Here is a 24,282-nt window from a genome sequence, read left to right on the forward strand (position 1 = left end):
GGCCGGTTCTTCTTGAGACCTTCTGAGGAGTACGTGAGATGGGACTGACCGCGAGGATCCGTACCCGGGACGGGTGGGCCGTGTCGCACGCGGTCGTCACGGTGACGGACACGACCGGAACGCAGGTGCTGCGCCTGGAGGCGGACGCGGAAGGGGCCGTACGGGACGCGAACCCGCTGGCTCCGGGGGCGTACACCGTCATCGTCACCGCCGTCGGCTACGCCCCCGCCGCCGCGAGCGCGATCGTCACCGCGAGCGGCCGCGCCGAGGTCGGCACGGTGACGCTGGCCCGGCAGGGCGGCACGGAACTGCCGCCGCCCGGACCGTGGACCGTCGACCCGGCCCACTCGAGCGTCGCCGCGGTGGCCCAGCACCTGGGGATCTCCAGCGTGCACGGCCGGTTCACCCAGTTCTCCGGCGCCATCGAGATCGCGCCGGACGACATCACCAAGTCCCGCGTGGAGACCGTGATCCGGGCCGACTCGATCGACACGGGGAACGGCATGCGGGACGGGCATCTGAAGTCGCCGGACTTCCTGGATGTGGAGAAGTACCCCGAGATCACGTACCGCTCGACGGGAGTCACGGCTGCCGCGGGCACCGACCGCTGGACGGTGCACGGTGAGCTGACCATGCACGGTGTCGTACGGCCCGTCGACCTGGACCTGGCCTACCTCGGCACCGGCGCCGACCCGTGGGGCGGGACGCGGGCCGCGTTCCGCGCGACGGCCGAGCTGCACCGGGACGACTTCGCCATGAACTACAACCAGGTCGTGCAGGCGGGGATCGCGGCCATCGGTACGACGCTCAAGGTCGAGCTGGACATCCAGGCGATACAGGGCGGGACACTGCCGCAAGCGTAAGCACGGCAGGGTCAGGCTGAAGGGGCCCGTCGGCCCCTAGGCTGCGTTCCATGGCACCGAACATCGCGACCAACACCCGCGTCTCACTCGAAGAGCTGCTCGACTTCGTACGGCCACGCCATCGCGCCGTCCTGCTGACCCGGCGGGCCGACGGCAGCCCGCAGGCCTCGCCGCTGACCTGCGGGGTCGACGACTCGGGGCGGGTCGTGGTGTCCACGTATCCCGAGCGGGCCAAGACGCGCAATGCCAAGCGGGACCAGCGGGTCAGCCTGCTCGTGCTGAGTGACGACTGGAACGGGCCGTGGGTGCAGATCGACGGTTCCGCCGAGGTCATCGACTCGCCGGAGTCCGTGGAACCGCTGGTCGAGTACTACCGGAACATCGCCGGGGAGCATCCGGACTGGGGCGAGTACCGGGCGGCGATGCTGAAGCAGGGGAAGTCGATCATTCGGGTGACGCCTGAGAAGTGGGGGCCGGTGGCGACGGGTGGGTTTCCCGCGCGGCTTGTCGAGGGCGGCGCCTAAGGGGTAGGCGGCTGTGGGGCGCTTCGCGCCACCATGGCCTCGATGCCTGCCACCAGCAGGTCCAGGGCGAAGCCGAAGTCCCTCTCCCACATCTCCTGCACCGTGTCGCCGCCCCGGGCCTCCATGAGTTCCGCGGACTCCTGGACGATGTCGGCGGCCTCCGGGGCCTGGGTGACCGTGCTCATGGCGTGCCGGAAATAGACGTCCGGGGTCATCCCGAACGCCGCGCTGCGGGCGATGAAATGGCCCTCGATCGTGCCGAAGCCGTACACGAACTGGAAGACGGCGGAGATGGCCGCGACCAGTCCGTGCGCCGGGAGGCCGGTCCTGCGGATGATCCGCTGGACCTGGCGGGAGAAGGCGAGGCTGTTGGGGCCGATGTTGACGTACGTGCCGATCAGCGGCGACAGCCACGGGTGCCGGACCAGCAGGCCGCGGTATTCACGGGCCAGCGCGCGCAGTTGGTCGCGCCAGTCCTCGTCGGCCTCCGGGTCGGGCAGGGTCAGTTCGCCGAACGCGGCATCCAGGGCGAGTTCGAGGAGGTCGTCCTTGGTGTCGACGTACCAGTACACGGACATCGCGGTCACGTTCAGCTCGGCGGCCAGCCGCCGCATGGAGAACTTGGCCAGCCCGTCCGCGTCCAGCAGCCGAATGGTCACCTCGGTGATCCGGTCCCGGTCCAGGCCGGAGGGCTGCCCGCCGCCACGTCCGCCACGACGTTCCTTGCCCTCCAGCCAGACGCTGGTCCGCGCGGACTGCCCGGCTGCCCTCACCATGGCGCACCTTCCTCGACTCCGTCACTGATCAAGATGCTAGGCGGCAACGCCCCGAAGGGGCGCGGGGCTGTGCAGCTTGCGGCTCCGCCGCGTGGGCGCGATCAGCCACGACGAACGCAGTCGCCCACAGCCCTGTGTCCCGAGCTCTCAGGCGAACTCTGCCCGCTCAGCACGCCGAAGCAACGCCCACGCGACCAACCCCCCGAGCAACACGGCCAACGCCCCCACGAGCAGACTGCTCTCCAGCCCGGAGGAGAACGCGTCCGTGATCTCCGCCTTCTCCTCGGCCGACCCCGCAGCCGCCAACGCCGCCGGAAGGGACGTCGCGGCCACCGGAATCAGCGCCGTGAACCGCGAGTTGAGCAGAGCGCCCAGCACGGCGACGCCCAACCCGGTGCCGAACTCCGCCACCGTGCCGTTGATTCCCCCGCCGACCCCCGCCTTCTCCGGCGGAATCGCGCTCATGATCGCGTGTGACATGGCCGGACTGGCGACGGCCGCACCGGTGCCGATGAGTACCAGCCCCAGCAGCGTGCCCGCGTAACCGCCCGAGGCCATCGTGGCGATGGAGGCCAGGCCGGCCGCCATGACCGCCATGCCGAACCCGATGGCGAGCGGGTTCCCCAGCCGGGCCGACCACTTCGCCGCCACGCCGGTGAAGTTCAGCGCCACGATCATCAGGGCGAGCGGCGCCGTGCGCAGCCCGGCCTCCAGGGGCTCGTAGCCGAGCACGAACTGCATGTGCTGGGTGAGCAGGAAGAGCGATCCGCCCATGCCGAAGGTGATGAGGACCCCGCCCGAGACCGCGCCCGTGAACTGCCGGTTCCGGAAGAAGTGTATGTCGATCATGGGGTACGGGATCCGGCTCTCCCAGTACGCGAAGGCGGCCAGCACGAGGATGGCCACGGCCGCCGTCACCAGGACGCGGCCCGACGCCCAGCCGTGTTCGGGCCCGGTGATGATCGCGTAGACCAGGGAGACCATGCCGATCGTGGAGAGCACGGCGCCCACCAGGTCGGGGCGGTCGCCCCGCGGGTTCTTCGACTCCGGGACGAGCACCATGACCGCCACCAGGGCGAGCACCGCGACCGGAATGTTGATCAGGAAGATCGCACCCCACCAGAAGTGGTCCAGCATGAAGCCGCCCAGGAGCGGGCCGGTCGCGAAGCCCAGTGAGTTCACCGCGGCCCAGATGCCGATCGCCTTCGGCTGTTCCTCCGGCGTGAAGATCTGTATGGCCACCGCCAGGACGGTGGTCATCAGCAGCGCGCCGCCGACGCCCATCCCGGCGCGCGCCGCGATCAGCTGGCCCGTGGAGTCGGCGAGGCCGGCCACGAGCGAGCCGGCACCGAACAGGGCCAGGCCCGCGGCCAGCATCTTCTTGCGGCCGTAGCGGTCGGCCGCGCTGCCCGCCGTGAGCAGCAGGCCCGACTGCACGAGCGAATAGGCATTGATCATCCACTGGATGTCCGAGGTGGCGGCGCCCAGTTCGCGGGTGAGCGAGGGGATGGCCACGTTGAGGACGGTGTTGTCGAGCACCACGGTGAGCACCGCGACGCACAGGACACCGAGGATCAGCCAGCGCTGCGGGTGGCCGCCCGGCGCCGCGAGCTGAGGCTGGGCCGGGGCCTGTTCCTGGGGGGACGTCGTCATGCTGTACAGCGTAGAATAAATCCCATACACCGTACAACGCGAGATTCCGCCGTACGGAGAGGCCGGGAAAGCCGGGAAAGCCGGAAGGGCGTACGGCCTCGGCGGCCGCACGCCCTTCCTCTCGTGAACCGTCAGCTGCTGGTCTGCTGCGTCAGGTCGTAGAACGTCGACGAGCCGACCGTCACCTGCTTGAAGTTGGCCTCGACCCACTCGGTGATCTGCGAGGACGTGCCGCTGCTGCTGCCGCCCATGCCCCCGCCGGAGCCGCTCGAGATGAAGTAGTGGATCTTGCCTTCCGTCACGTACTTCTTGAACTCCGCCAGTGTCGGGGACGGGTCGGTGCCGTTGAAGCCGCCGATCGCCATCACCGGGTCGCCGGTGGAGAGCTGGTAACTCGCGGCGTTCTGGGCGCCGATGGCCGCGGCCACCCAGGTGTAGTCACTCGCGTTCTTCTCCAGCAGTTCCTTGGCCTCGTCGCTGACGCTGGCGCCGTTGAGCAGGCCGCCCACGCCGCCACCGCCCATGCCGCCGCCGTCACCGGTCTGGCCGCCGGGGCCGCCCTGTTGCTGGTTCTGGCCCTGCCGGCCCTGGGTGTTGCCGTTGCCGTTCTGCTGCCCCTGGCCCGGCATACCGCCGCCGGGGAAGCCGTTGCCGTTCTGCTGGTTCTGGTTCTGGCCGCCCTGCTGGTTGTTCTGGCCCTGGCCCTGCCGGTTCTGGCCGGGCACGCCGCCCCCGCCGGGGCCGCCTCCCATGCCGCCGCCACCGCCGGGGCCACCGCCACGGCCGCCCGAGACAGCGGGTCCCGCGGTGACGATCGAGCCGGTGTGACCCTCGTTCACCGTGGTGAGGGTGTACGCGGTCGGGCCGGCCAGCGCGGCGACGAGGCCCAGTCCGACGACGCCCATGGTCAGTTGACGGCCCAGCCTGCCGGCGAAGATCAGGCCAAGCGCGGCGGCCAGTCCGCCGGCCAGGACCAGCCACCTCAGCCAGGGCAGGTAGTCGGAGGAGCGGTTGAGCAGGACGTAGCCCCAGACCGCGGTGGCCGTCATCGCGGCCGCCAGGGTCAGTGACGCCCACGCCTTGTCGCGCTTCTCCCAGAGCAGCGCCGCGCCCATGCCGATCAGCGGGGCGATGTAGGGGGCGAGGGCCACCGTGTAGTACTCGTGGAAGATGCCCTGCATATAGCTGAAGACCAGCATGGTCGTGATCAGCGCGCCGCCCCAGACGAGGAACGAGCCGCGCGTCACGGACGTACGGCGCGCCTTGCGGGTGGCCACCAGGGCCGCGATCAGCAGGATCAGCGCGGCCGGGAGCAGCCAGGAGATCTGGCCGCCGATGCTGGAGCTGAAGAGCCGGTCCCAGCCTGTCTCGCCCCAGTTGCCGCCGCCGTTGCCTCCCCCACCGCCGCCGACGCTGCCGGTCTCCTCACCGTTGAGCCGGCCCAGGCCGTTGTAGCCGAAGGTCAGTTCGAGGAAGGAGTTGTTCTGCGAGCCGCCGATGTACGGGCGGGAGGAAGCGGGCCACAGCTCGACGATCGCGACCCACCAGCCGCCGGAGACGACGATCGCGACCAGGCCCGCGGCGAGCTGACCGATCCGCTTCTTCACCGACACCGGCGCGCAGACCGCGTACACGATCGCGAGCGGCGGCAGGATCAGGAAGGCCTGCAGGGTCTTGGCGAGGAACGCGAACCCGATGGCGACACCGGCCCACACCAGCCACTTCGTACGGCCGTCCTCCAGAGCCCGGATGACGAAGTAGCAGGCCACGGCCATCAGCAGGGCCAGCATCGCGTCCGGGTTGTTGAACCGGAACATCAGCGCCGCGACGGGGGTGAGCGCGAGCACCGCGCCCGAGATCAGGCCGGCCGCGGGGCTGAACCGGCGGCGTACGGCCGCGTGGACGACGGCCACCGTGCCGACGCCCATCAGGACCTCGGGGAGCAGGATCGCCCACGAGCTGAGGCCGAAGAGCCGCACCGACAGGGCCATCGGCCACAGGGACGCCGGGGGCTTGTCGACGGTGATGGCGTTGGCCGCGTCCAGCGAGCCGAAGAAGAGGGCCTTCCAGGACTGGCTGCCGGCCTGGACGGCCGCCGAGTAGAAGGAGTTGGCGTAACCGGAGGCGCTCAGGTTGTAGAGGTAGAGGACGAGGGTGGCGAGGAGGAGGCCGAGGAAGGCCGGGCGGGCCCAGCGCGGGTCCTCGGGGCGGCCGCGCCACAGGCGCCGTACGAAGGGCTGCTCGGGTTCACTGCCCCCGTCCGCCGCTGCGGCGGACGGGGGCGGGGGAGGGCCCCAGGTGGCGGGGCTCGCGTCTCTGCCGTGGTCGTGGGTCTGCTGGTCGTAGTGAACGGTCATCGCATGTCCCTGGAGTCGGTGTCGTGCGGGCGCACCGGCTGCAACTGCATGGTGGCGTCCCGCCAGCTGCCGTCCGCGGCTTCACCGGCGCGGAACTGAGTGGTGTCGAACGGGTGGTGGGGAGCGCCCTGGGTCACCGGGCGCTGCGGGAGCGGACCGTGGTGGGCGGGCTGAGCCATGGAGCCGGCGCCCACCGTGGAGTACGTCGCGGAGGACGCCTTGGGGACCGGGGTGCGCGAGGCGTTCGTCGTCGCGTCGGCGTCCCGTCGGTCCGGGAACACCCACGCCCTGAAGAGCAGGAAACGCAGCACTGTCGCCGCGAGGTTGGCGGCGATCAGGACGGCGAGTTCGGTGGAGTGGCCCGGGTCGCTGCTCGCCGCGTTCAGGGCGGCCAGCGAACCGCTGGTCAGGGCGAGGCCGATACCGAAGACGACCAGGCCCTGCGCCTGGTGCCGGACGGCACCGCCCCGGCCGCGCACTCCGAAGGTGAGGCGCCGGTTGGCAGCCGTGTTGGCGATCGCGGAGACCAGCAGGGCGAGCGCGTTGGCCACTTGCGAGCCGGTGAAGACGCGGAAGCCGCTGTAGAGGAGGAGGTAGAAGAGGGTGGACAGGCCGCCGACGACGCAGAAGCCGACGAGTTGGCGGGCCAGGCCCTTGGGTACGTCCTTGATCTCGCGGTCGCGCGGGTCGTCGCCGAAGGGCCGGGTGAGCCGGTCCAGCGACAGCGAGCCGGTCGCCAGGGCCCTGCCCACCCGCCACACGCCCTTGAGGTCGTCGGTCGCCGTCTTCACGATGTGCACCGTCGAGTCGGGGTCGTCGACCCAGTCGACCGGCACCTCGTGGATGCGCAGGCCCGCGCGCTCGGCCAGCACCAGCATCTCGGTGTCGAAGAACCAGCCCGTGTCCTCGATCAGCGGCAGCAGCGCCTGGGCGACATCGCGGCGTATCGCCTTGAAGCCGCACTGCGCGTCCGAGAAACGGGCCTGCAGCGAGCCGCGCAGGATGAGGTTGTACGTGCGGCTGATGAACTCCCGCTTGGCGCCGCGCACCACGCGCGAGCTCCGGCTGAGCCGGGAGCCGATCGCCAGGTCCGAGTGACCGGAGATCAGGGGCGCCACCAGCGGCAGCAGGGCGTTGAGGTCGGTGGAGAGGTCCACGTCCATGTAGGCGAGGATCGGGGCGTCCGAGGCGGACCAGACGGTCCGCAGCGCCCGGCCGCGGCCCTTCTGCTCCAGCCGGACGGCCTTGACCTCCGGGAACTCCGCCTCCAGCCGCCGGGAGACCTGGGGGGTGGTGTCCGTCGACGCGTTGTCCGCGATCGTGATGCGGAACGCGTACGGGAAGGTGCGCTTGAGGTGATCATGCAGTCTCAGCACACACGGCTGGAGGTCCTTCTCCTCGTTGAAGACGGGGATCACTACGTCCAGGACAGGCGTACCGGCGTCGCCGGCCGGGAGGTGCTCCCGCGCCGGCAGGGTGCCGGGAGAAGAGTCGGTTCGCATGACACCGACTTTTGTCAGGCGCCCTGTTCCGCCCATGTGGTGGCACTGTGCTGTGCCTGTGAGTGCTGTTGCCAGCTCATTTCGGGGCTCGGCGGCGTCGGGAGAGCGGGCAGATGCACCGTGAAGACGGTGCGCCCGGGCACGCTGTCGACGGTCACGGCACCGCCGTGCGCGGTCGCCACGGCCTGCACGATCGCGAGGCCGAGGCCCGTCGAGCCGGTGGTACGGGAGCGCGCGGAGTCGCCGCGCGCGAACCTCTCGAAGACGTGCGGGAGCAGATCGGACGGGATGCCCTGGCCGTTGTCCTCGACGTCCACGCACATCCACGGGCCCCGTCGCTGGACACGGGCAGTCACGGTCGTACCCGGTGGGGTGTGGTTGCGGGCGTTGCCGAGCAGATTGACGAGGACCTGTTGCAGGCGGGCCGCGTCCGCCGACACGAGCGCGGGCTCGTCGGGCAGGTCGAGGCGCCAGTTGTGGTCCATGCCGGCCGCGCGGGCGTCGCTGATGGTGTCCACGACGAGTGGGATGAGGTCGGTCTGCTCGAACTGCAGGGGCCGCCCGGCGTCCAGCCGGGCGAGCAGGAGGAGATCCTCGACGAGGAGGGTCATGCGCCCCGCCTCGGACTCGATACGGCCGAGCGCGTGCCGCGTGTCGGGACCGACCTCTTCCCTGCCGCGTCTGGTCAGCTCGGCGTACCCGCGGATGGAGGCGAGCGGCGTCCTCAGCTCATGGCTGGCGTCGGCGACGAACTGCCGCACCCGCATCTCGCTCTGCTGGCGCGAGTGCAGGGCGCCGTGGACGTGGTTCAGCATGCGGTTGAGCGCGGCGCCGACCTGGCCGACCTCGGTGTGCGGGTCGGTCTCGGTCGCGGGGACGCGTTCGCTGAGGTTGACCTCGCCGGTATGGAGGGGGAGTTCGGAGACGCGGGTGGCGGTGGCGGCGACCCGGCGGAGGGGGCGGGTGGCTACGCCGACGATCACCGTGCCCGCGATACCGGCCGCGACCAGGGCGGCGGCGGTGACACTGGCCTCGATGAGGATGAGGGTGTTGAGGGTGTTGTCGACGTCCGCGGTCGGGATGGCGACGTAGTAGGCGCCGTTGGGGCCGCTGGCGTACTGGACGCGGTATTCGCCGTAGCCGGGGATGTCGACGGTGTGCTTCTTGGCGTCCTGGGCAACGGAGCCGACCGCCTTCATCGCGGCCTCACTGAGCGACTCGGGCTTCATCTGCGGGACGCCGTTGTCGTCCGTGGTCTTTTCGCCGATCTGGGCTTCGGTGACAGAGCCGTTCTGGACCTTCGCCGCGATGGTGCCGCTCGGCTGCGGCCCCTTGGCGACGAAGTCCTCCAGGACGACCGCCTTGGGCTTCCTCTCCTGGTCGGGCGCCTCGTCGTCCTTGGGCTGGCCCGGAGGCCGGAACGCGCCGGACGCCCGAGCCGCGACCTCGTTGAGCTGACCATCCAGCTGTTCGTACAGATGCGAGCGCAGAGCGAGCGTCGTCACGGTGCCGATCACCGCACACACCACCGCGATCAGTACGACGGACGCGACGACGAGCCGCGTCCGCAGGGTGCGCGGCTGTCCCGCCCGTCTCTTCTGCGTACGCGGTCGTCGTCGTCCGCTCATGACGCCGCGGGCTTGATCAGATAACCGGCGCCGCGCCGGGTGTGGATCATCGGCTCCCGACCGGCGTCGATCTTCCGGCGCAGGTAGGAGATGTACAGCTCGACGACGTTGGCCTGTCCGCCGAAGTCGTACGACCAGACCCGGTCGAGGATCTGCGCCTTGCTGAGCACGCGCCGCGGGTTGCGCATGAGGAAGCGCAGCAGCTCGAACTCGGTGGCGGTGAGGTGGATGTTCTCCCCGGCCCGCGACACCTCGTGGCTGTCCTCGTCCAGGGTGAGGTCGCCGACGACCAGCACGGACTCGGAGCGCCGGTCGGCGGCGCCGGAACGACGGATGAGGCCGCGCAGCCGGGCGACGACCTCCTCCAGGCTGAACGGCTTGGTGACGTAGTCGTCGCCTCCGGCGGTGAGCCCGGCGATACGGTCCTCCACCGCGTCCTTGGCCGTCAGGAACAGCACCGGCACGTCCGGAAGCTCCCGCCGCAGCCGCCCGAGGACGGTCAGCCCGTCCATGTCCGGCAGCATCATGTCCAGGACGACGGCGTCGGGCCGGAACTCACGCGCGCTCTGGATGGCACCGGTGCCATCCCCCGCACTCCGGATCTGCCAGCCCTCGTAACGCAGGGCCATGGACAGAAGTTCGGTGATCGACATCTCGTCGTCCACCACAAGCACTCGGACGGGGCTCCCGTCCGGCCTCAGCAGTTCGGTGCGCCCCTGGGGCGAGGTCGTGGTCATGGTGGACACCTAATCGGCGGCCTCTGAGAACACGCTTTCTGCAACCTGTGATTTTCCTGAGAAACGCACAGGAGGCTCTCAGGCAGTCCCTGGGAACTCCTTGGGGACCTGAGACTCACCAGCTCTGCCGCGCTCGGCAGTCGCTCGGTACCCGGTGTCCATCCCGGTGCGCACGGACGTGAACACGTCGGAGGGGTAAGGGGTTTCACAAGCCGCGGCAGGTGTGATGCCGGGCCCCTCCCGGCACGGGACGCCGTTCAGAACAGCCCGTCCTGCCCGCTCGCCTCGCGATCCCTGAACCCCCGCACCGGCATGGTCAGTTCGCCGTCCTCCCCGCTTTCGCCCGTCGGCACCAGTTCCCAGCCCGCCATCAACCGCGTGTCGACCACGACCACCCCGCCGCCCGTCCCCACATGCAGATCCGGCCCCGCAGCCGCCGCCAACCGCCCGCTCACCACCCCGCCCGCGACGAGCTCGGTCACGTGGCCGACGGCGGCCGGCAGATCCGCCAGCCCGAACACCCCGGCGTGGTCGACCGGTCGGCAGGGCTCGCGGGTGAGTGACTCCGGCCAGGCGGGAAGGGCCACGGCCCGGGCGTGCAGGTCCTCCACCTCGGCCGCACGCTCCGCCGCCGACCCCGGCAGCGCTGACCGCACCGCCCGCTTGTCGGCGTACGGAATCCGGTCCGGCACCCGCAGGGCCGCCCGCAGCAGTTCCTCCGTGCGCCGCGCGGCCATCAGCGGACCCACGCCCAGCCAGCTGAAGCAGACCGCCCCCTGTTCCAGCAGGCGTGCCGAGCCTCGCTCAAGGGCGGTGATGCCGACCTTGGTCATCCCGGGGCCGAACCAGGCCAGATATACGTGGTACGGGCGTGGGTCGTCGGCGATCGTGTCGGCGGCCACCGAGTGCGCCCGGTCCAGCCGCGCGCACTCCTCGCACCGCGCCCCCGTGCTCCGCCCCGGCACGACCGCCCGCACCGGACACGCATGCCCCCGCGCTCCCACGCATGTCCGCACTCCCCCTTCCGCGACCCCGAAGGCCACCCGCTTCCCCCAGGTCAGCGCCGAGCGCCGACCACCGTCCCACACCAGCTCAGGGCCGTCCGCCGACCATCGCAGCCCCTTGCATCTCCATGCCTGTGCCATCGCTCTCCGAGAGTAGAGGCAGGCACTGACAACGCCCGTTCAGCGGCCGTATCTGCCTCAGTGCGCCTTTCATGATGTCCTCGGTGGCTTCGGGGTCGTTGACGAGGCCGAGCCAGACGGGGCGGCCGCCCGCGGCGCGGCCCGCGGCGGAGGGCTGGACGACGATCACATTGGCGTGTGCGCACACGCCGAGGCAGTCGGAGATGCGCACCGGCGCGTTCTCGGCGAGTCGCGCGGCGCGTGCTTCAGCCTGCTTCAGCGCGCTTCAGCAACAGCGGGCTCCTGCTCGCCCGTGACAATGACGGCCTCGGACGTCGCCGCGACCGAAGGCCGTTCCAGTGCCCGTCCGCGCCCCCGTCCCGCCAGCCGGCAGCCCCAGCAGTCCGCATGCCCGTCCCGCGCGGTCAGATCGCGTGCCCCCATCCGCCACTGACCGCGCGGCCGTACGCCCGGAGGCTTGCCCCAGCCGGTGAGGTGCAGGGCCCAGGTGACGAGGACGCTCGCCGCCGTGATGCCGAGTCCGCCTGTGATCAGCACGGCCGAGACCGTGCATATCCCCGCGCCCACCACGGCGGAACCGATCGTCGCGATCGCCGTTCCGGTCCATCCTGCGACCGTATGTCCCTCGTCATACTGGCTCATGTGCGTGCTCCCTCCTTGCAGGCAGCGAATCTCTCATGAAGTAAGAAGTTTCGCGACTCAATCTCTCACGAGCTAAGGCAATCAGAAAAGATGCAAGCCAAGCCGCGTCCCGCCGCCACCCCGGGCCAGGCGCTGGAGGCGATGGACTCCCTCATCGCGGCCCACCTGCTCGGCCAGCAGGAGATGGCCCAGCGGCTGGGCCTGAACATCACGGACCTGCTCTGTTTCGGCTGTGTCCTGAAGGCCGGCGAGGACCTCCTCACGGCGGGCGACCTCGCGGAGCACGCCCATGTCACGACCGGCGCGATGACCGGCATCCTCAACCGGCTGGAACGCGCCGGCTTCGTCACCCGCCGCCCCGACCCGACCGACCGCCGCCGAGTCCGCGTGGCCGCCGTCCCGTCCGCGGTCACCCGCGTCGAGGCCCTCTACGGCCCCTACTACGCCCGCCTGACCGACCTCTTCGCCGACTACTCCGCCGACGAGATCGCCGTACTCACGGACTGGTTCACCCGGACAACGGGCCTCGCCCAGGCCTACATCGACGAACTCCGCGACCAGGACAAGGCCTGACGGCGGCCTCGCCGCTGGCCCGACTCAGTCCCACTGCGCAGCCGTTGTTGCCGATGGGGATGAATACGCCGATGCCCATGCCGCTCCCCAGCGGTCGGGTTCGCTTCAACTCCACCGTAGATACCTGGTGTTGACGCCGCGTCGGTGGGCGGGCGTCGTGTCCGTGAGGCCTGACGTCATCCCATCCCGCTCTCGGGCGGCCAGGTCGCCCTGGTCGTGGGCGACGTCATGGGCCACTCCCTGCCCGAGGCGGCGACGACGGGCCGGCTGCGCACCGCCGTCCACACCGTGGCCGCCCAGCGCTCCAGGACTCCAGGACTCCAGGACTCCAGGACTCCAGGACTCCAGGACTCCAGGACTCCACGACGAGGATCTGCTCCACAGCCGGGGCAGGCCACCCGCCCCCCACCCTGCTGCAACCCGACGGCACGGTGACCTTCCCGCCCCTGTCGGCCGACCCGCCCCTGGGCGCTGCCGAGCCCCCCTTGGGACTGCCTGAGCTGCCGAATCCTTCGGGGGCGGTTCGGGGGCGGTTCGGGACCAGGAGGACCCTCCCACCGCCGGGGTACGGTGAAAGCGCCATATATGTGAGGCAATGCGGCAGGCGCGAGTTATGCCACATCTGGCGCTCCGCAAGAACCGGGGTGTGACGCCATGGCCCACCGCCGCACCGAATCGGCCGGTACCGCCAGAGAGCTGTTGCAGCAGCTCGGGGATCTCACGGGCCGGATCATGGACCAGATCAAGCTCCAGCAGGCGCGCGTCGAGCTCGCCGCCGCGCTCCAGCGCCAGGTCCTCGCCGCGGAGCTCCCCGCCCTGCCCGGTCTGCAGGCGGCGGGACGGTACACGCCCGCACGAGGCGGGCTGGACATCGGCGGCGACTGGTACGACGGCTTCCTGATGCCGGACGGTTCGGTGGGGTTCGCCATCGGGGACGTACAGGGCCATGACGTCGAGGCAGCGGCGCACATGGGGCAGGTGCGGACCTGTCTGCGTGCCGTCGCGACCGCCACCACGGACCCCGCGGAGGTGCTCGAACGCACCAATGACCTGCTCGTCGCGATGGCCTCCGAGCTGTTCGTGACCTGCTCGTTCCTGCGCTTCGACCCGGGCACCGGGGAGCTGAGCGACGCCCGCGCGGGGCACGTCCCCGCCGTCTGGGCGACGACCGGCGGCCGCTGCGAGATCGTCCTGCACGACGGCGGCCTGCCACTGGGCATCCACGCCGGCGAGCACTACCCGTCGTCCCGTCGGCTGCTGACCGGCGCGGGCGCGTTCGTGCTGCTCACCGATGGTGTGGTGGAGGGCCCCGACTACCCGATCGACGACGGCATGAAGAAGGTGGCCGACCTGGTCGGCTACGCCTGCTGCAGCGACCCGGAGGAGCTGGCCGCGCAGGTGATCAAGGTGGCGGACCTCACCGGCCACAACGACGACGCGGCGGTCCTGGTGCTTCGCTACGACAGCATCGGGGACCGCACGTGGACCGGCGGAGGGTGAAGGGCATGCATGGTCGCGACGACGACCGCTGCGGTGGGCGGCGATGACCGCGGTGGCGCCCGGTGCGCGGCTCCGCCGGTACGGCGCCGAGGGCCTGCGCCTGGCTGCCGTGGCGGCGGCCTACTACGGCAGCGCCGAGCTCGGCCTCGAACAGGAACTGGTACGAGGGCAGGTCACGCCCTTCTGGCCGCCGACCGGCATCGCGCTCGTCGCCCTGATGCTCTGGGGGCTTCGCATGTGGCCGGCCGTCGCGGTCGGGGCGTTCGTGGTGAACGTGACGCTCGGACCGTCCATCCTCCCCGTGCTCGCCATCGCGGCCGGCAACACCATCGCCCCGATCTGCGCCTGCCTCCTCCTGCGCCGCGCGGGATTCCGCACCACCCTGGACCGGCTGCAGGACGCCCTCGCCCTGGTCTTCCTCGGCGCCCTGGGCGGCATGGTGATCAGCGCGACCATCGGCACGGGCGTCCTGGTGGCCGCCGACGCGCTGCCGGCCGGCGACTTCTGGGCGACCTGGTCGGTGTGGTGGACGGGCGACGCGATGGGCGTCCTGTTCATCGCCCCGCTCCTGCTGGCCGCCCGCACCGCCCGCCTGCCCCGGGACTCCCCGGTGCTGCGCGGCGCGGAGGCCCTGCTCCTGCTGGGCGGCACGGCGACGATCACCCTGGTCGCCACCCACAGCTCGGCCGACCTGCTCTTCCTGGTCGTCCCCTTCCTGATCTGGGCAGCCTTCCGCTTCCAACTCCACGGCGCCGCCCCCTGCGCCCTCACCGCATCCGTCATCGCGATCAGCGCGGGCGCCGCCGGCTCGGGCCCCTTCGCCGGCCAGGACCTCCTCGCCAAGATGGTCGTTCTTCAGGCCTTCAACGGCACCGTCGCCCTGACGACGCTCCTGCTCTCAGCAGTGATCACCGAACGGAACCAAACCCTCCAGGCCCTCCAGGACGCCTGCGACGACCTGACAGAGGCCCTGACCCAACTCGCAGCGGACCGCCCCCTCAGCAAACAGCCGCCCCGAACCGACTCGATCCACAGCTCCGGCGCGAACCCTCAACGCGCTCTCGGAGGCACCCGCCAACGGGGGGCCTAGCGGCTCGCCATGGCGTCCGCACGGACGAACGGTCAGGGATGACTGGTGGCCTCGGTCGGCCCGTCCGTATCGCATGTGACGTTTGAGCATGCAGGTGCGCTGGGAATTGCGGACAGCCCGTGTGACGGCTGTGCCTGAGTCATGGAAATGAACTGGGGGCAATGAGAGTGGCACCGCCTGCAGCGCGGCATCGGCGTTCGGTGAAGCGCCGTGCTCTTGCCGGGGTTTCGGCCGCCCCGGCGGCCGGGATCGCGGTCACCGCGACGATGGCCATGAACGCCGAGGCGGCGTGGACGTCGACGTGGAACGTGTCGGCCTCCGGCTGGACGCCCGCGCTCGCGACCGGCCTCGACGGCTACTCGATGATCGTGTGGACCCGTTCCCACAGCACCGGCAAGTTCGAGGTGCTCGGCGACGACGGCGACGGCGTGCTGGTCCTCCACCCGGTCGTCCCCAAGTCGACGCCCCCGTACAGCTACACCAGGACCAGCGCCCTCAGGTCGGTCACCGGTCCCTGACCGGCTCCGACCGCCCCGTTGCCACCCGCTCGGCGGGTTCCCACTTTGCCCTCTGTGAAGGAGACGCATGCGCAATCGCGCTGCCATCGCCCTGTTCAGTGCCGTCGCCGCGCTGGCCTGCTTCGCCGCCCCCGGTGCCTACGGGGACGAGACCCAGACCGACGTCCAGATCAGCAACGTCTCCTTCGACGGTGGCAAGAACACCGTCGTCGGTCTCTACGCCAAGACGATCACGGTTTCCGGGACCTTCACCCACCCGTCGGGTGTCCAGGACGCGGACTTCGTCCTGTGGCGTGGGCCGGATGGTGCGAACCCCTACGAGACCTACGCCGACCGCATCGTGTCGGACCAGTACTACTCCCATGCGGACTGTGTCGCCTCCAGTGCCACCACTTCCACCTGCTCGCAGACGATCTCCCTCGAACCGGACTGGAAGTACGGCGGCACCGCCCTCACCAATGCCCATGCCGGCACCTGGAAGGTCAGTGTGCAGGGGGTGGCCAATGACGACAGCTGGACCCACTCGGCGAGCTACACCACGACCCGGCTGCAGAGGCACTCCAAACTCACCGTGAACGCGGCCCCGGAACCGATCGCCAAGGGCAAGACCCTCACCGTCACCGGCAAACTCAGCCGGGCCGACTGGGACAATCTCGATTACCGGGGCTACACCAACCAGCCGGTCAGGCTCCAGTTCCGCAAGGCCGGTACCACGGCCTACACCACCATCAAGACGGTGTACACCTCCAGCACCGGCAACCTGACGGCCACGGTCCCCGCGTCCGAGGACGGCTACTGGCGCTGGAACTTCGCAGGCACCACCACCACCCCGGCCGTCAACGCGACCGGCGACTTCGTGGACGTGCAGTAACCCGGAACCAACAACAACCCCCAGGTCTGTGACCTGGGGGTTTCGCATGGAGACTCAGTCAGAGGTGACGTTGACCGTGACCGAGCCATAGGCATAGGCATGCCGGGCGTCGCCGTAGTACTGGACGGTGTACTGCACCTCGCCCTTGGCCTTCGGCTGGTCGGTGTAGTGGAACGTGCCGTCCGCGGCGACGGTCGCGGAGCCGATCAGCGTGCCCTCACCCGCCATGGGGTCGTCGAGCCGCCAGATGTCGACGGTGGTCCCCGCGCCGAAGCCCACCGGCGCCACGAGCTTTCCGGTGAGGGTGAGCTGCTGGTTCCGGGGCGACGAGGCAGGCGCTTGCACGGTGACGGTGGTGGCGACCTGCGGGTGGTTCAGGACCTGCAACGTCAGGGACGAAGAGCCGCTGGTCTCGGTGACTGCGAAGATCCGGCTGCCGTCCGGGGCCCAGGCCAGACCGCCGGGCAGGAGGGTGGTGTCGGCGTACTCGGAGGGCGCCTGGAAGTCCCAGGCGGTGTAGGCCGTGGAGTCTCCCTGCGCGAACAGCTGCACGTCGGACCAGGAGGGCCCGTAGACGCCCGCCGCTGTCGTGCCGTCGGGGGCGATCGCCACGGCGGTGGGGGACCAGTTGGTGGTCTGGATGCCGTCGTCCGCCAGGTCGGCCGTGCGCAGCACCTGGTGGTAATGAGCCGCGGCGCAGGCGAGGACGACCTGCCGGCCGTCCGGCGTCAGGGCGAGGTCCTGCAGGCTCTCGCATCCGTCCGGCCCCGGATCGACGCGCTGCACCCGGGTGTCGGCCCGACCGGTACTCACGTCGTACACCGCCACGGCGGCTGCGTTGCCGTCGGACTCGGCAGCCACGAGAGTGTTCGGATCCTGCGGCGCGGCGGCCAGGCGGGGCGAGCCGCGGAACATGTCGAGGCCCTGGCCCCGGGTGACGACCGGCTGCGCGCCCCTCAGGTCCAGGGAGCCCAGGGCGCCCCTCCACGTGTCGAGGCTGTAGCCGAACCAGACCCTGCCTCCGGCCAGCGCGAGGGACGTCGGACCGGCATAGGCACCCGCGCCGGTGCCGGTGTCGTACCTGGCGGTCTCCTGCAGAGTGACGGTGTCGATCGCGGCGATCGCACCGGCGTCGCGCAGCGCCACGTACAGCGTCCTGGAGTCGCTGGACAGCGCGAATCCCCAGGCGCCGTCCGCACCGCTGATCTGCTTGACGACCTGGCCCGTGTAGTCCGTCACGAGAACGCTGTCACCGAACGGGTCACTGAGAAAGACCTGCTGATGGGCCGCGTCGACGGCGATGTCCCGATACGAGCTGATCGGCAGTGGGCTACTGGTGTCCGCGGCGGCCGCGGTCGTTCCGAGGCCGAGGAACGAGAGGCTCAGGGCAGCGGAAAGTGCTGCTCCTTGTGCGAACTGTCTTATGCGCACGTGGTCGGTCGCTTCCTTCAGTAGAACGTCTGGAGGTGAGCTCCGCGGAAGGCACAACGAGCACAGCGGTCAGGCACTGTGCTCGTCACTGCCACTGTCATGATCGACAGGCGGCACTCCTCCAGCGCAGAGCCCGAGCCGGACGTCACACCAGGGGATCACTCAGTGCGGAGCCGGCCGGGAAGCCACCGAGCGCCGAGGGACAAGATCCCGGCGGCCGCACGGGCACTACGACCCTGGTGTTCATGGTCGTGGACACGGGGCGGGCCGGGGTCCGCGCCGTACCGGCGGTGACCGCACCGGGCAGCGCCGCGCCGTGCAGTCGTTCGTGACCGCCCTCTCCTGGCCACCCTGCTCTGGTCGATCCCCCGCCTTCAGGCCAACCACGCGCTGGGCACAGTCTCCTGGCAGGGCGAGCCGCACGTCCATGAGCGAGACGGGGATCGCGGCCGAGACCGCACACGTGACGCTAGCCCGCAGGCCCGGCCAACTCGGCGCTTGCTTGGAGAGTTGGGCCTCGGGAAGCCCAGGACGTCCAGCACGACTCCCCGGGCCGCGACGACCGCACCAACGCTCCCTGGACCAGGGCCCGGAAATGCCGAAGGCCCCGGAGTGATCCGGGGCCTTCGAATTGTGTGCACTCGGCAGGATTCGAACCTGCAACCTTCTGATCCGTAGTCAGATGCTCTATCCGTTAAGCTACGAGTGCTTGTTGTTCTGTTTTCCCGCCGCTCCCGGCCCTTCCGGCCCGCTCGCGGCGACAGGAAGAACATTACATGACTGCCGCCGCCATGTGAAATCCGTTTGCCATACCCCTTGTGACCTGCGGAAACGGTCCGATGGGGCCGGATCTCGGCGAGGCCGCAAAACGCCGAAGCCCCGGTCCGAGGACCGGGGCTTCGTGATCTAGCGCGGAGGCGGAGGGATTTGAACCCTCGATGGGCTTTAAGGCCCAAACCGCATTAGCAGTGCGGCGCCATAGACCGGACTAGGCGACGCCTCCAGCACAGCCGCCCGCGCGAGCGCGAGTGGTGCGTGCAGATGATGACACAGTCGAGCGTGCTGTCACCAATCGACCTCCACGGTACTAGGCGGGTAGGCCACAGGGCAAAGCTCTTCCCGGCGCGCTTCCCGGCACGCTTCGCGGAGCGCCGGGCAGGGAGGGGCGGGGCCGCAACGTCCGCGGAGGTGCGGCGTTAGTCAGGTCATGTTGCAGGTCAAGCGTTCCGCCCCGGCCCGGCGCCTCCGTCGGCTGCTCTTCGTCGCCGCCGGCTCCCTCGTCGCCGTCGGCGTCACCTCCGTCGCGCCCGCCGCCGCGCACGCCCAGGCCGCGCCGGTCCCCCTGGCGCCCCCGTCCCTGAAGGACCCCGGCCGCTCCGGCGACCACCTCACCGTCACCGTCCGCAACGCCGGCGGCGGTGCCGACGGGACCTTTGAGCTGTCCTGCCACCCGGCCGGCGGTGATCACCCCGACGCGGCCGACGCCTGTGCGGTACTCGAACGCGGTAGCAGGTGGGGCAGGGACACCTTCGCCCCGGCGGCGCGGGACGGCTTCTGCACCATGCAGTACGGCGGGCCGGCCACCGCCCATGTCACCGGGACCTGGGCCGGGCGCCCCGTCGACGCGCGGTACGACCGCAGTAACGGGTGCGAGATCGACCGCTGGGACCGGCTCGTGCCGCTCCTTCCCGACCTGCGGCAGCAGGGGCGGCCGTAGCCGCACGACAGCACCGCAGCGCGCCACGTCAGGGAAGCAGGGGGTCCGGTACGCCGTCGCACAGGCTTTCCATGGGGGAAGCATCGGCCCCGTAAAAGTCCCGCGAAGGTCTCGCGAAGTCCGAAGGGCGCTGGCAGGACGTCGGCACAGGCGGTCATACGTTCTGGGTCACTGCGTCGTGCGACCTCCCTCTCATCCGGCGTCGCGAGCGCAACCCCAGCCTTTAGACTCCCTCGCGTGACACGTCGCGGGCCGGTTGGCAAGATGGCCCGAGCGGTCGGCAAGGTGCGGTAACAGGGAGGAAGCGTCTCGTGAGCAGCAGGCCATCCCGAGGCGCTGCTCGCCTCGCAGCCATACTCGACGCGCTTCCCGATGCGTTGGTGCTGGTCAACGCCAATGGGACCGTCGTCAACGCCAACACCATCGCCCTGGAGGCCTTCGAGACGCCGGGGACGGCTCTGGTGGGGCGGGGGCTGCTCGATCTGCTGCCGCAGTTCGACTCCAAGCTGATCCCGGGGTCCATGCGGCGGCCCGACCACATGGATCCGCAGGGCCGGACCAAGCCGACCCGGATGATGGCCAGGCGGACCGACGGCAGCGAGTTCCCGGTCGAGGTCACGTCCGCGAATCTCGAGAACGGGCAACAGGCCTACGACGGATACGGCTACGGCGGTGACGAGCTGCTCATGCTCGTCGTACGGGATCTGACCGGCACCGTCGACACCGAGGCCGAGCTGGCGCGTTCGCAGCGGCAGACCGAGATGATCCTGCGGGCCGCTTCGGAAGGTGTCGTGGGCACCGACACCGACGGGCGGATCGTGCTCGTCAACCCGGCCGCCGCTCAGATACTGGGTTACCGGGCCAGCGACCTCGGCGGACGCGAGCTGCACACGCTCGTCCTGCACTCCCGGGCCGACGGGTCGCCCTTCCCGTACGAGGAGTCCGCGCTCGCCGACACCCTGCGCTCGGGGCGCAAGCACCGGGTGCGTGGGCAGGTGCTGTGGTCCAAGGGCGGGGACGAGGTGTCCGTCGACCTGACCACCGCGCCCGTACGCGACGGCGACCAGCTCGTCGGCGCCGTGATGACCTTCACCGACCGTCGGCCCTACGACGCCCTCGCCGAGGAGAAGACCACCGCCGAGGAGCGGCACGCCCAGGAGCTGGAGCGGCTCGCCGAGGAGCACGCCTCCGAACTGACGGCCCTGCGGCAGAAGCACGTGAACGAGGTCGAGGAGCTCCAGGAGCTGCACGCCGAGGAGCTCGCCGCGGGCGAGGATCGGTACGCCGCGCTCGGGGAGCGGGAGAAGGACCGGTACGAGGCGCTGGCGGCTCGGCATGAGCAGTTGCTGACGCTGCTCGCGGGCTCACTGCGGGGCCCGCTCGACGAACTCCGCCGTGAACTGGCCGCGCTCGCCGCGGACGACGCCGGGCAGCTGTGGCCCGAGGCCAACCAGGTGCTCCATCATCTGTCGGCCGGCTACTCCCGGATCACGACTCTCATCGACAACGTCCTCGGGTACCAGCAGCTCGACTCGGGGACCGACCAGGTCTCCCGTACGAAGGTCATGCTCGACGCCGTCGTCGCCGCGGGTGTCGACGGGGCCGTCGAGCTCATCGGGCCGGGGCGGGTGCAGTTCGCCGTGCACGCGCCGCCCATCGAGGCCGAGGTCGACCCGCAACGCCTGGCCACCGCGCTCGCGCATCTCGTCGCGGATGTCGCGGGGGTCGACGCCACCGGGAACTCGCCCGTGTCGGCGGGCGGTTACATGGACAACACCGTGGTCGTCGCCGCGGCACAGCGCGGTGAGGTCGTACGGATCGAGGTGCGTGGGCCGTATGCCGGGGGAGACCCGGTGCACGAGCCGATCGTGCGCGGGATCGTGCGGGCCCATGGCGGGGTGCTGCAGACGCACGAGGTGCCGGGGATGAGCGGCAGTGCCTACGTCCTCGAAGTGCCCATCGGGGGTGGGGCGGGAGCCGTTCCGGCCGCCCCCGTGGACGGCGTCGCGCCTGAGGTCGCTGACGGGACCGAGGGTGCCGCTGCGGCTACCGGTGCCGAGCAGGGTGGCGGTGCCGGGGGGCGACGGCGGGCCCGGCGGTCCTCCGTGGACGCCTTCCTGGACAGCGACAGGCCCGGTGCCGATTCCGCTGCCGATTCCGCTGCCGCGGAGGGCTCCGCGCCCACCGGGCGGCGGCGCAGGCGGGCAGCAGCTGCCGCTCCGGAGCTGCCCCAGGGTGCGGCGGATGCCGGCGGCGAGCCCTCCGGCGGTACCGGGCGGCGGCGTGGACGGCCTGCCGAGGACGGCGGGGACGGCGTCGCCGAGGGTGCAGTCGTCACGGCCGCCGAGCATGCGGCGGGGGCCGCGGCCACCGGGAACGGCCTGGGCGGGACCGTACCTCCGCAGGGCGTGCCCGCGCCCGGCGGACGACGCGCCCGGCGGGACGGCGGGGAGCAGCACGCTCTGCCGCCCGCCCTGCCCGCTGCCGGTTCCTCCGCTTCGGCTTCCGGGTCCGGTACGGCCGGCTCGGGCGATGCTCCGCAGCCGTCCGGGCGGCGTCGACGTGCCCTGGCCACGGCCGCCGAGCGGGGTGCCGCGCAGGCGCAGGAGGCCGGGCCTCGCCCGGTGTTCGCGCTGCCGCCCGCGGCGGCGGACCGGAGTGCTGTCAGCAGGGGGGAGGAGCAGGGCGGCGGTGAGCCGGCTGCGGCTCCCTCTCCGGCCGCGGCTGTGACGCCGGGTATCGCTGGGGCGCCGGGTGTGGCTGGGGCGCCGGGTGCCCCTGTGGCTCCGGGTGCTGTGGCTCCGGGGGCGATCCCGGCTCCTCCGCAGGGTCAGGTTCCGGGGCAGGTCCCTGCGCCCGCGCAGGTGCCGGCTGCCGGGCAGGGCATTGCTGGGGACGTTCTCGTCGACGAGGGTCGACACGATGCCGTGCCGCACGATCAGGCCGCGGACCACACCCCGCCGCAGCCGCATCCGACCAGCGCTCCGACCGGACGTCGCCGACGGGCCGTGGGCCAGCCGGTTGCGGACCAGCCCGTGCCGGCCGCCGCGCCGAACCCCGCTGCCCCGAGCCTGCCCCTCCCCGCCGAGGCGGCCCCCGGTCAGGCAGCCCCCGAGCAGGGCACCCCGGCTCAAGGCACCCCGGCCCCGCAGCCGTGGCCCGCCGCCGATGACACCCCGGACGCCGGGACTGCCGTACCGGCGAACGTCGCTGCCGGCACGCCCGTACCCCCGCAGGCCGCGCCGGGCGCCCCCGTACCGCCGAAGCCGAACAGCCCTCAGCCGGCCCAGCCCCAGCCCGCCTCGGGCACCCCGGCTCCGGGCACGCCGCTGCCTCCGGAAGCCGCGGCCGGACAGACCGAGCGGGCGGCCCAGCCGCTGCCCGCCGAAGCCGGCGCTTCGGGTGCCCCGGCCGCGCCCGTCGACCCGAACTCGACGCAGGGCCGGGCGATCAGCGTGCGGACGTTGGGGCAGGGGGTGCCGTTCACGCGGCAGGCCGCGCAGGTGCAGCAGCCGACGCCGCCCGCGCAGTCGTCGGCCACGCCTCCCCCGCATCAGACCAGCGGCGGACGGCGCCGCAAGCTGGGCACACCGCCCGACCCCGCCACGCGGCCCGGCGCTTCGCCGGAGCAGGCGGCGCGGCCGCATCCGCCGACCGAGCAGCCGGTGCCCGCACAGTCGCAGCAGTCGCTCGGCGGGCAACCCGCGTCCCAGCCCCAGCCCCAGCCGTCGCTGGCCGGGCAGTCGCGGCTGGCGCCCACGGCCGAGGCGGCCGGGCGGTCGTACGCCATAGGCGCGCCGGACGAGAACGCCGCCGAGGGGCCCGAGCCGCTGGACGGTCCGGGCGGGGCCGTCGAGGTCGCCGACACTCCGCGGCCGCAGCCGATGGACGACGAGCTTCCGCCGGAGCCGCTCGACAACCCGCGGCGGCTGCTGGTGTGGCCCGCCCCGGATGTGACGACCCAGCAGGCGCTGAGCGACCGCGGCTACCGGCCGGTCATCGTGCACTCGCGCGAGGAGGTCGACGCGCAGATCGCGGCGTTCCCCGCCGCGCTGTTCGTCGACCCGCTGACCGGGCCGATCACACGGACCGCGCTGCAGTCGCTGCGGCAGGCCGCGGTCGCCGCGTCGGTACCGGTGATGGTGACCGCGGGCCTCGGACAGGCCTCGCGGGAGGCGGCGTACGGCGCCGACCCCGCCGTACTGCTCAAGGCGCTGGCGCCGCGGGACAGTGAGCAGCACCCGCCGCGGGTGCTGCTGATCGAGGAGCACGCGGAGATCGCGTTGGCGCTGACCGCGACGTTGGAGCGGCGCGGGATGCAGGTGGCACGGGCCGCGAGTGATGCCGACGCGGTGGCGCTGGCGGGTGATTTCCGGCCGAACCTGGTGGTGATGGACCTGCTGCAGGTGCATCGGCGCCGGGCCGGGATCGTCGACTGGCTGCGCGCGAACGGGCAGCTCAACCGCACCCCGCTCGTCGTCTACACCGCCGCCGTCGACCAGGCCGACCTGCCCCGCCTGGCCTCGGGCGAGACGGTGCTGTTCCTGGCCGAACGGTCCACGAGCGGTGAGGTGCAGAGCCGGATCGTGGACCTGCTGGCACGGATCGGTACCAACTGACCGACCGTGCCGTGGCGCCCCTGAAAGGGGGCGCGGGACTGTCTCGATGTGCCCCCCTGCCCCCCCCCTGAAAAGGGGCGCGGGGCTGTCTCGATGTGCGGCTACCGACGCGTGGGGCGGGCAGCCACGGACCACC

General features: G+C 71.3%; 18 protein-coding genes, 2 tRNA genes and 2 pseudogenes. 10 read left to right on the forward strand and 12 right to left on the reverse strand.

Going from position 1 to position 24,282, the window contains the following annotated elements; translation table 11 throughout:
• The first annotated feature begins 38 nt into the window (after positions 1-38).
• Both ACFY5C_RS05850 and ACFY5C_RS05855 read left to right on the forward strand, forming a co-directional pair.
• The gene (locus tag ACFY5C_RS05850) at positions 39-863 is read left to right on the forward strand and encodes a YceI family protein (RefSeq protein ID WP_389440921.1); all 825 of its coding nucleotides are present in this window, start codon (positions 39-41) and stop codon (positions 861-863) included.
• 50 nt (positions 864-913) lie between these two features.
• The gene (locus tag ACFY5C_RS05855; protein WP_389440923.1) at positions 914-1,387 is read left to right on the forward strand and encodes a PPOX class F420-dependent oxidoreductase; all 474 of its coding nucleotides are present in this window, start codon (positions 914-916) and stop codon (positions 1,385-1,387) included.
• Here the strand turns inward: ACFY5C_RS05855 and ACFY5C_RS05860 are convergent.
• The 9 genes and pseudogenes from ACFY5C_RS05860 to ACFY5C_RS05900 all read right to left on the reverse strand — a co-directional run bounded on the left by ACFY5C_RS05860 (position 1,384) and on the right by ACFY5C_RS05900 (position 11,827).
• On the reverse strand, positions 1,384-2,163 hold the full coding sequence (locus ACFY5C_RS05860; RefSeq protein ID WP_389440926.1) for a TetR/AcrR family transcriptional regulator: 780 nt from the start codon (positions 2,161-2,163) through the stop codon (positions 1,384-1,386). The genes ACFY5C_RS05855 and ACFY5C_RS05860 overlap by 4 nt on opposite strands.
• A gap of 147 nt (positions 2,164-2,310) precedes the next feature.
• The gene (locus ACFY5C_RS05865; RefSeq protein ID WP_389440929.1) at positions 2,311-3,816 is read right to left on the reverse strand and encodes an MFS transporter; all 1,506 of its coding nucleotides are present in this window, start codon (positions 3,814-3,816) and stop codon (positions 2,311-2,313) included.
• Positions 3,817-3,947: 131 nt separating this feature from the next.
• Entirely contained in the window at positions 3,948-6,173 is a 2,226-nt protein-coding gene (locus tag ACFY5C_RS05870; protein WP_389440932.1) for an ArnT family glycosyltransferase, read from the reverse strand.
• Positions 6,170-7,675, reverse strand: a complete 1,506-nt coding sequence (locus ACFY5C_RS05875) for a glycosyltransferase (protein WP_389440934.1) — start codon at positions 7,673-7,675, stop codon at positions 6,170-6,172. Before ACFY5C_RS05875 ends, ACFY5C_RS05870 begins: the two co-directional genes overlap by 4 nt.
• Before the next feature lie 14 nt (positions 7,676-7,689).
• Entirely contained in the window at positions 7,690-9,303 is a 1,614-nt protein-coding gene (locus ACFY5C_RS05880) for an ATP-binding protein (RefSeq protein WP_389440937.1), read from the reverse strand.
• On the reverse strand, positions 9,300-10,040 hold the full coding sequence (locus tag ACFY5C_RS05885) for a response regulator transcription factor (RefSeq protein ID WP_389440940.1): 741 nt from the start codon (positions 10,038-10,040) through the stop codon (positions 9,300-9,302). The genes ACFY5C_RS05880 and ACFY5C_RS05885 overlap by 4 nt, the downstream gene beginning before the upstream one ends.
• 257 nt (positions 10,041-10,297) lie before the next feature.
• Positions 10,298-11,185: a DUF2797 domain-containing protein gene (locus ACFY5C_RS05890; protein WP_389440943.1), complete on the reverse strand. Its 888-nt coding sequence runs from the start codon at positions 11,183-11,185 to the stop codon at positions 10,298-10,300.
• A gap of 70 nt (positions 11,186-11,255) precedes the next feature.
• Positions 11,256-11,444 (reverse strand): annotated as a pseudogene (locus ACFY5C_RS05895) (hypothetical protein); the annotation flags it as partial.
• On the reverse strand, positions 11,441-11,827 hold the full coding sequence (locus ACFY5C_RS05900) for an HGxxPAAW family protein (protein ID WP_389440946.1): 387 nt from the start codon (positions 11,825-11,827) through the stop codon (positions 11,441-11,443). The gene ACFY5C_RS05900 and the pseudogene ACFY5C_RS05895, both read right to left, overlap by 4 nt.
• Before the next feature lie 90 nt (positions 11,828-11,917).
• Between ACFY5C_RS05900 and ACFY5C_RS05905 the strand changes: the two genes are divergently transcribed.
• From ACFY5C_RS05905 to ACFY5C_RS05930, 6 genes and pseudogenes are all read left to right on the forward strand, one after another.
• Positions 11,918-12,400 (forward strand): MarR family winged helix-turn-helix transcriptional regulator, encoded by a 483-nt coding sequence (locus ACFY5C_RS05905; RefSeq protein WP_389440949.1) that lies wholly within the window; start codon positions 11,918-11,920, stop codon positions 12,398-12,400.
• A 183-nt stretch (positions 12,401-12,583) separates the two neighbouring features.
• Positions 12,584-12,924 (forward strand): annotated as a pseudogene (locus ACFY5C_RS05910) (PP2C family protein-serine/threonine phosphatase); the annotation flags it as partial.
• 130 nt (positions 12,925-13,054) lie between these two features.
• Positions 13,055-13,900 carry a PP2C family protein-serine/threonine phosphatase gene (locus tag ACFY5C_RS05915; protein ID WP_389440952.1) on the forward strand — a complete coding sequence of 282 codons (846 nt, stop codon included), beginning with the start codon at positions 13,055-13,057 and terminating at the stop codon, positions 13,898-13,900.
• A gap of 43 nt (positions 13,901-13,943) precedes the next feature.
• On the forward strand, positions 13,944-14,990 hold the full coding sequence (locus tag ACFY5C_RS05920; protein WP_389440954.1) for an MASE1 domain-containing protein: 1,047 nt from the start codon (positions 13,944-13,946) through the stop codon (positions 14,988-14,990).
• 200 nt (positions 14,991-15,190) lie between these two features.
• A complete protein-coding gene (locus ACFY5C_RS05925; RefSeq protein ID WP_389440956.1) occupies positions 15,191-15,508 on the forward strand; it encodes a hypothetical protein in 318 nt (105 codons plus the stop codon).
• A 67-nt stretch (positions 15,509-15,575) separates the two neighbouring features.
• Positions 15,576-16,379 (forward strand): calcium-binding protein, encoded by an 804-nt coding sequence (locus tag ACFY5C_RS05930; RefSeq protein WP_389440958.1) that lies wholly within the window; start codon positions 15,576-15,578, stop codon positions 16,377-16,379.
• Between the two features lie 54 nt (positions 16,380-16,433).
• Here the strand turns inward: ACFY5C_RS05930 and ACFY5C_RS05935 are convergent, their stop codons facing one another.
• The 3 genes from ACFY5C_RS05935 to ACFY5C_RS05945 form a co-directional block, all read right to left on the reverse strand.
• A complete protein-coding gene (locus ACFY5C_RS05935) occupies positions 16,434-17,810 on the reverse strand; it encodes a hypothetical protein (protein WP_389440961.1) in 1,377 nt (458 codons plus the stop codon).
• A gap of 636 nt (positions 17,811-18,446) precedes the next feature.
• Positions 18,447-18,519, reverse strand: a tRNA-Arg gene (locus ACFY5C_RS05940).
• Between the two features lie 203 nt (positions 18,520-18,722).
• Positions 18,723-18,813, reverse strand: a tRNA-Ser gene (locus ACFY5C_RS05945).
• A gap of 204 nt (positions 18,814-19,017) precedes the next feature.
• Here ACFY5C_RS05945 and ACFY5C_RS05950 point away from each other — a divergent pair.
• Together ACFY5C_RS05950 and ACFY5C_RS05955 are read left to right on the forward strand one after the other, a co-directional pair.
• A complete protein-coding gene (locus ACFY5C_RS05950; RefSeq protein WP_389440964.1) occupies positions 19,018-19,527 on the forward strand; it encodes an SSI family serine proteinase inhibitor in 510 nt (169 codons plus the stop codon).
• Positions 19,528-19,838: 311 nt separating this feature from the next.
• Positions 19,839-24,146, forward strand: coding sequence for a PAS domain-containing protein (locus ACFY5C_RS05955; protein WP_389440966.1), 4,308 nt, complete (start codon positions 19,839-19,841; stop codon positions 24,144-24,146).
• Positions 24,147-24,282 lie beyond the last annotated feature (136 nt).

Source organism: Streptomyces sp. NPDC012935 (assembly GCF_042900345.1).
Classification (GTDB): Bacteria; Actinomycetota; Actinomycetes; order Streptomycetales; family Streptomycetaceae; genus Streptomyces.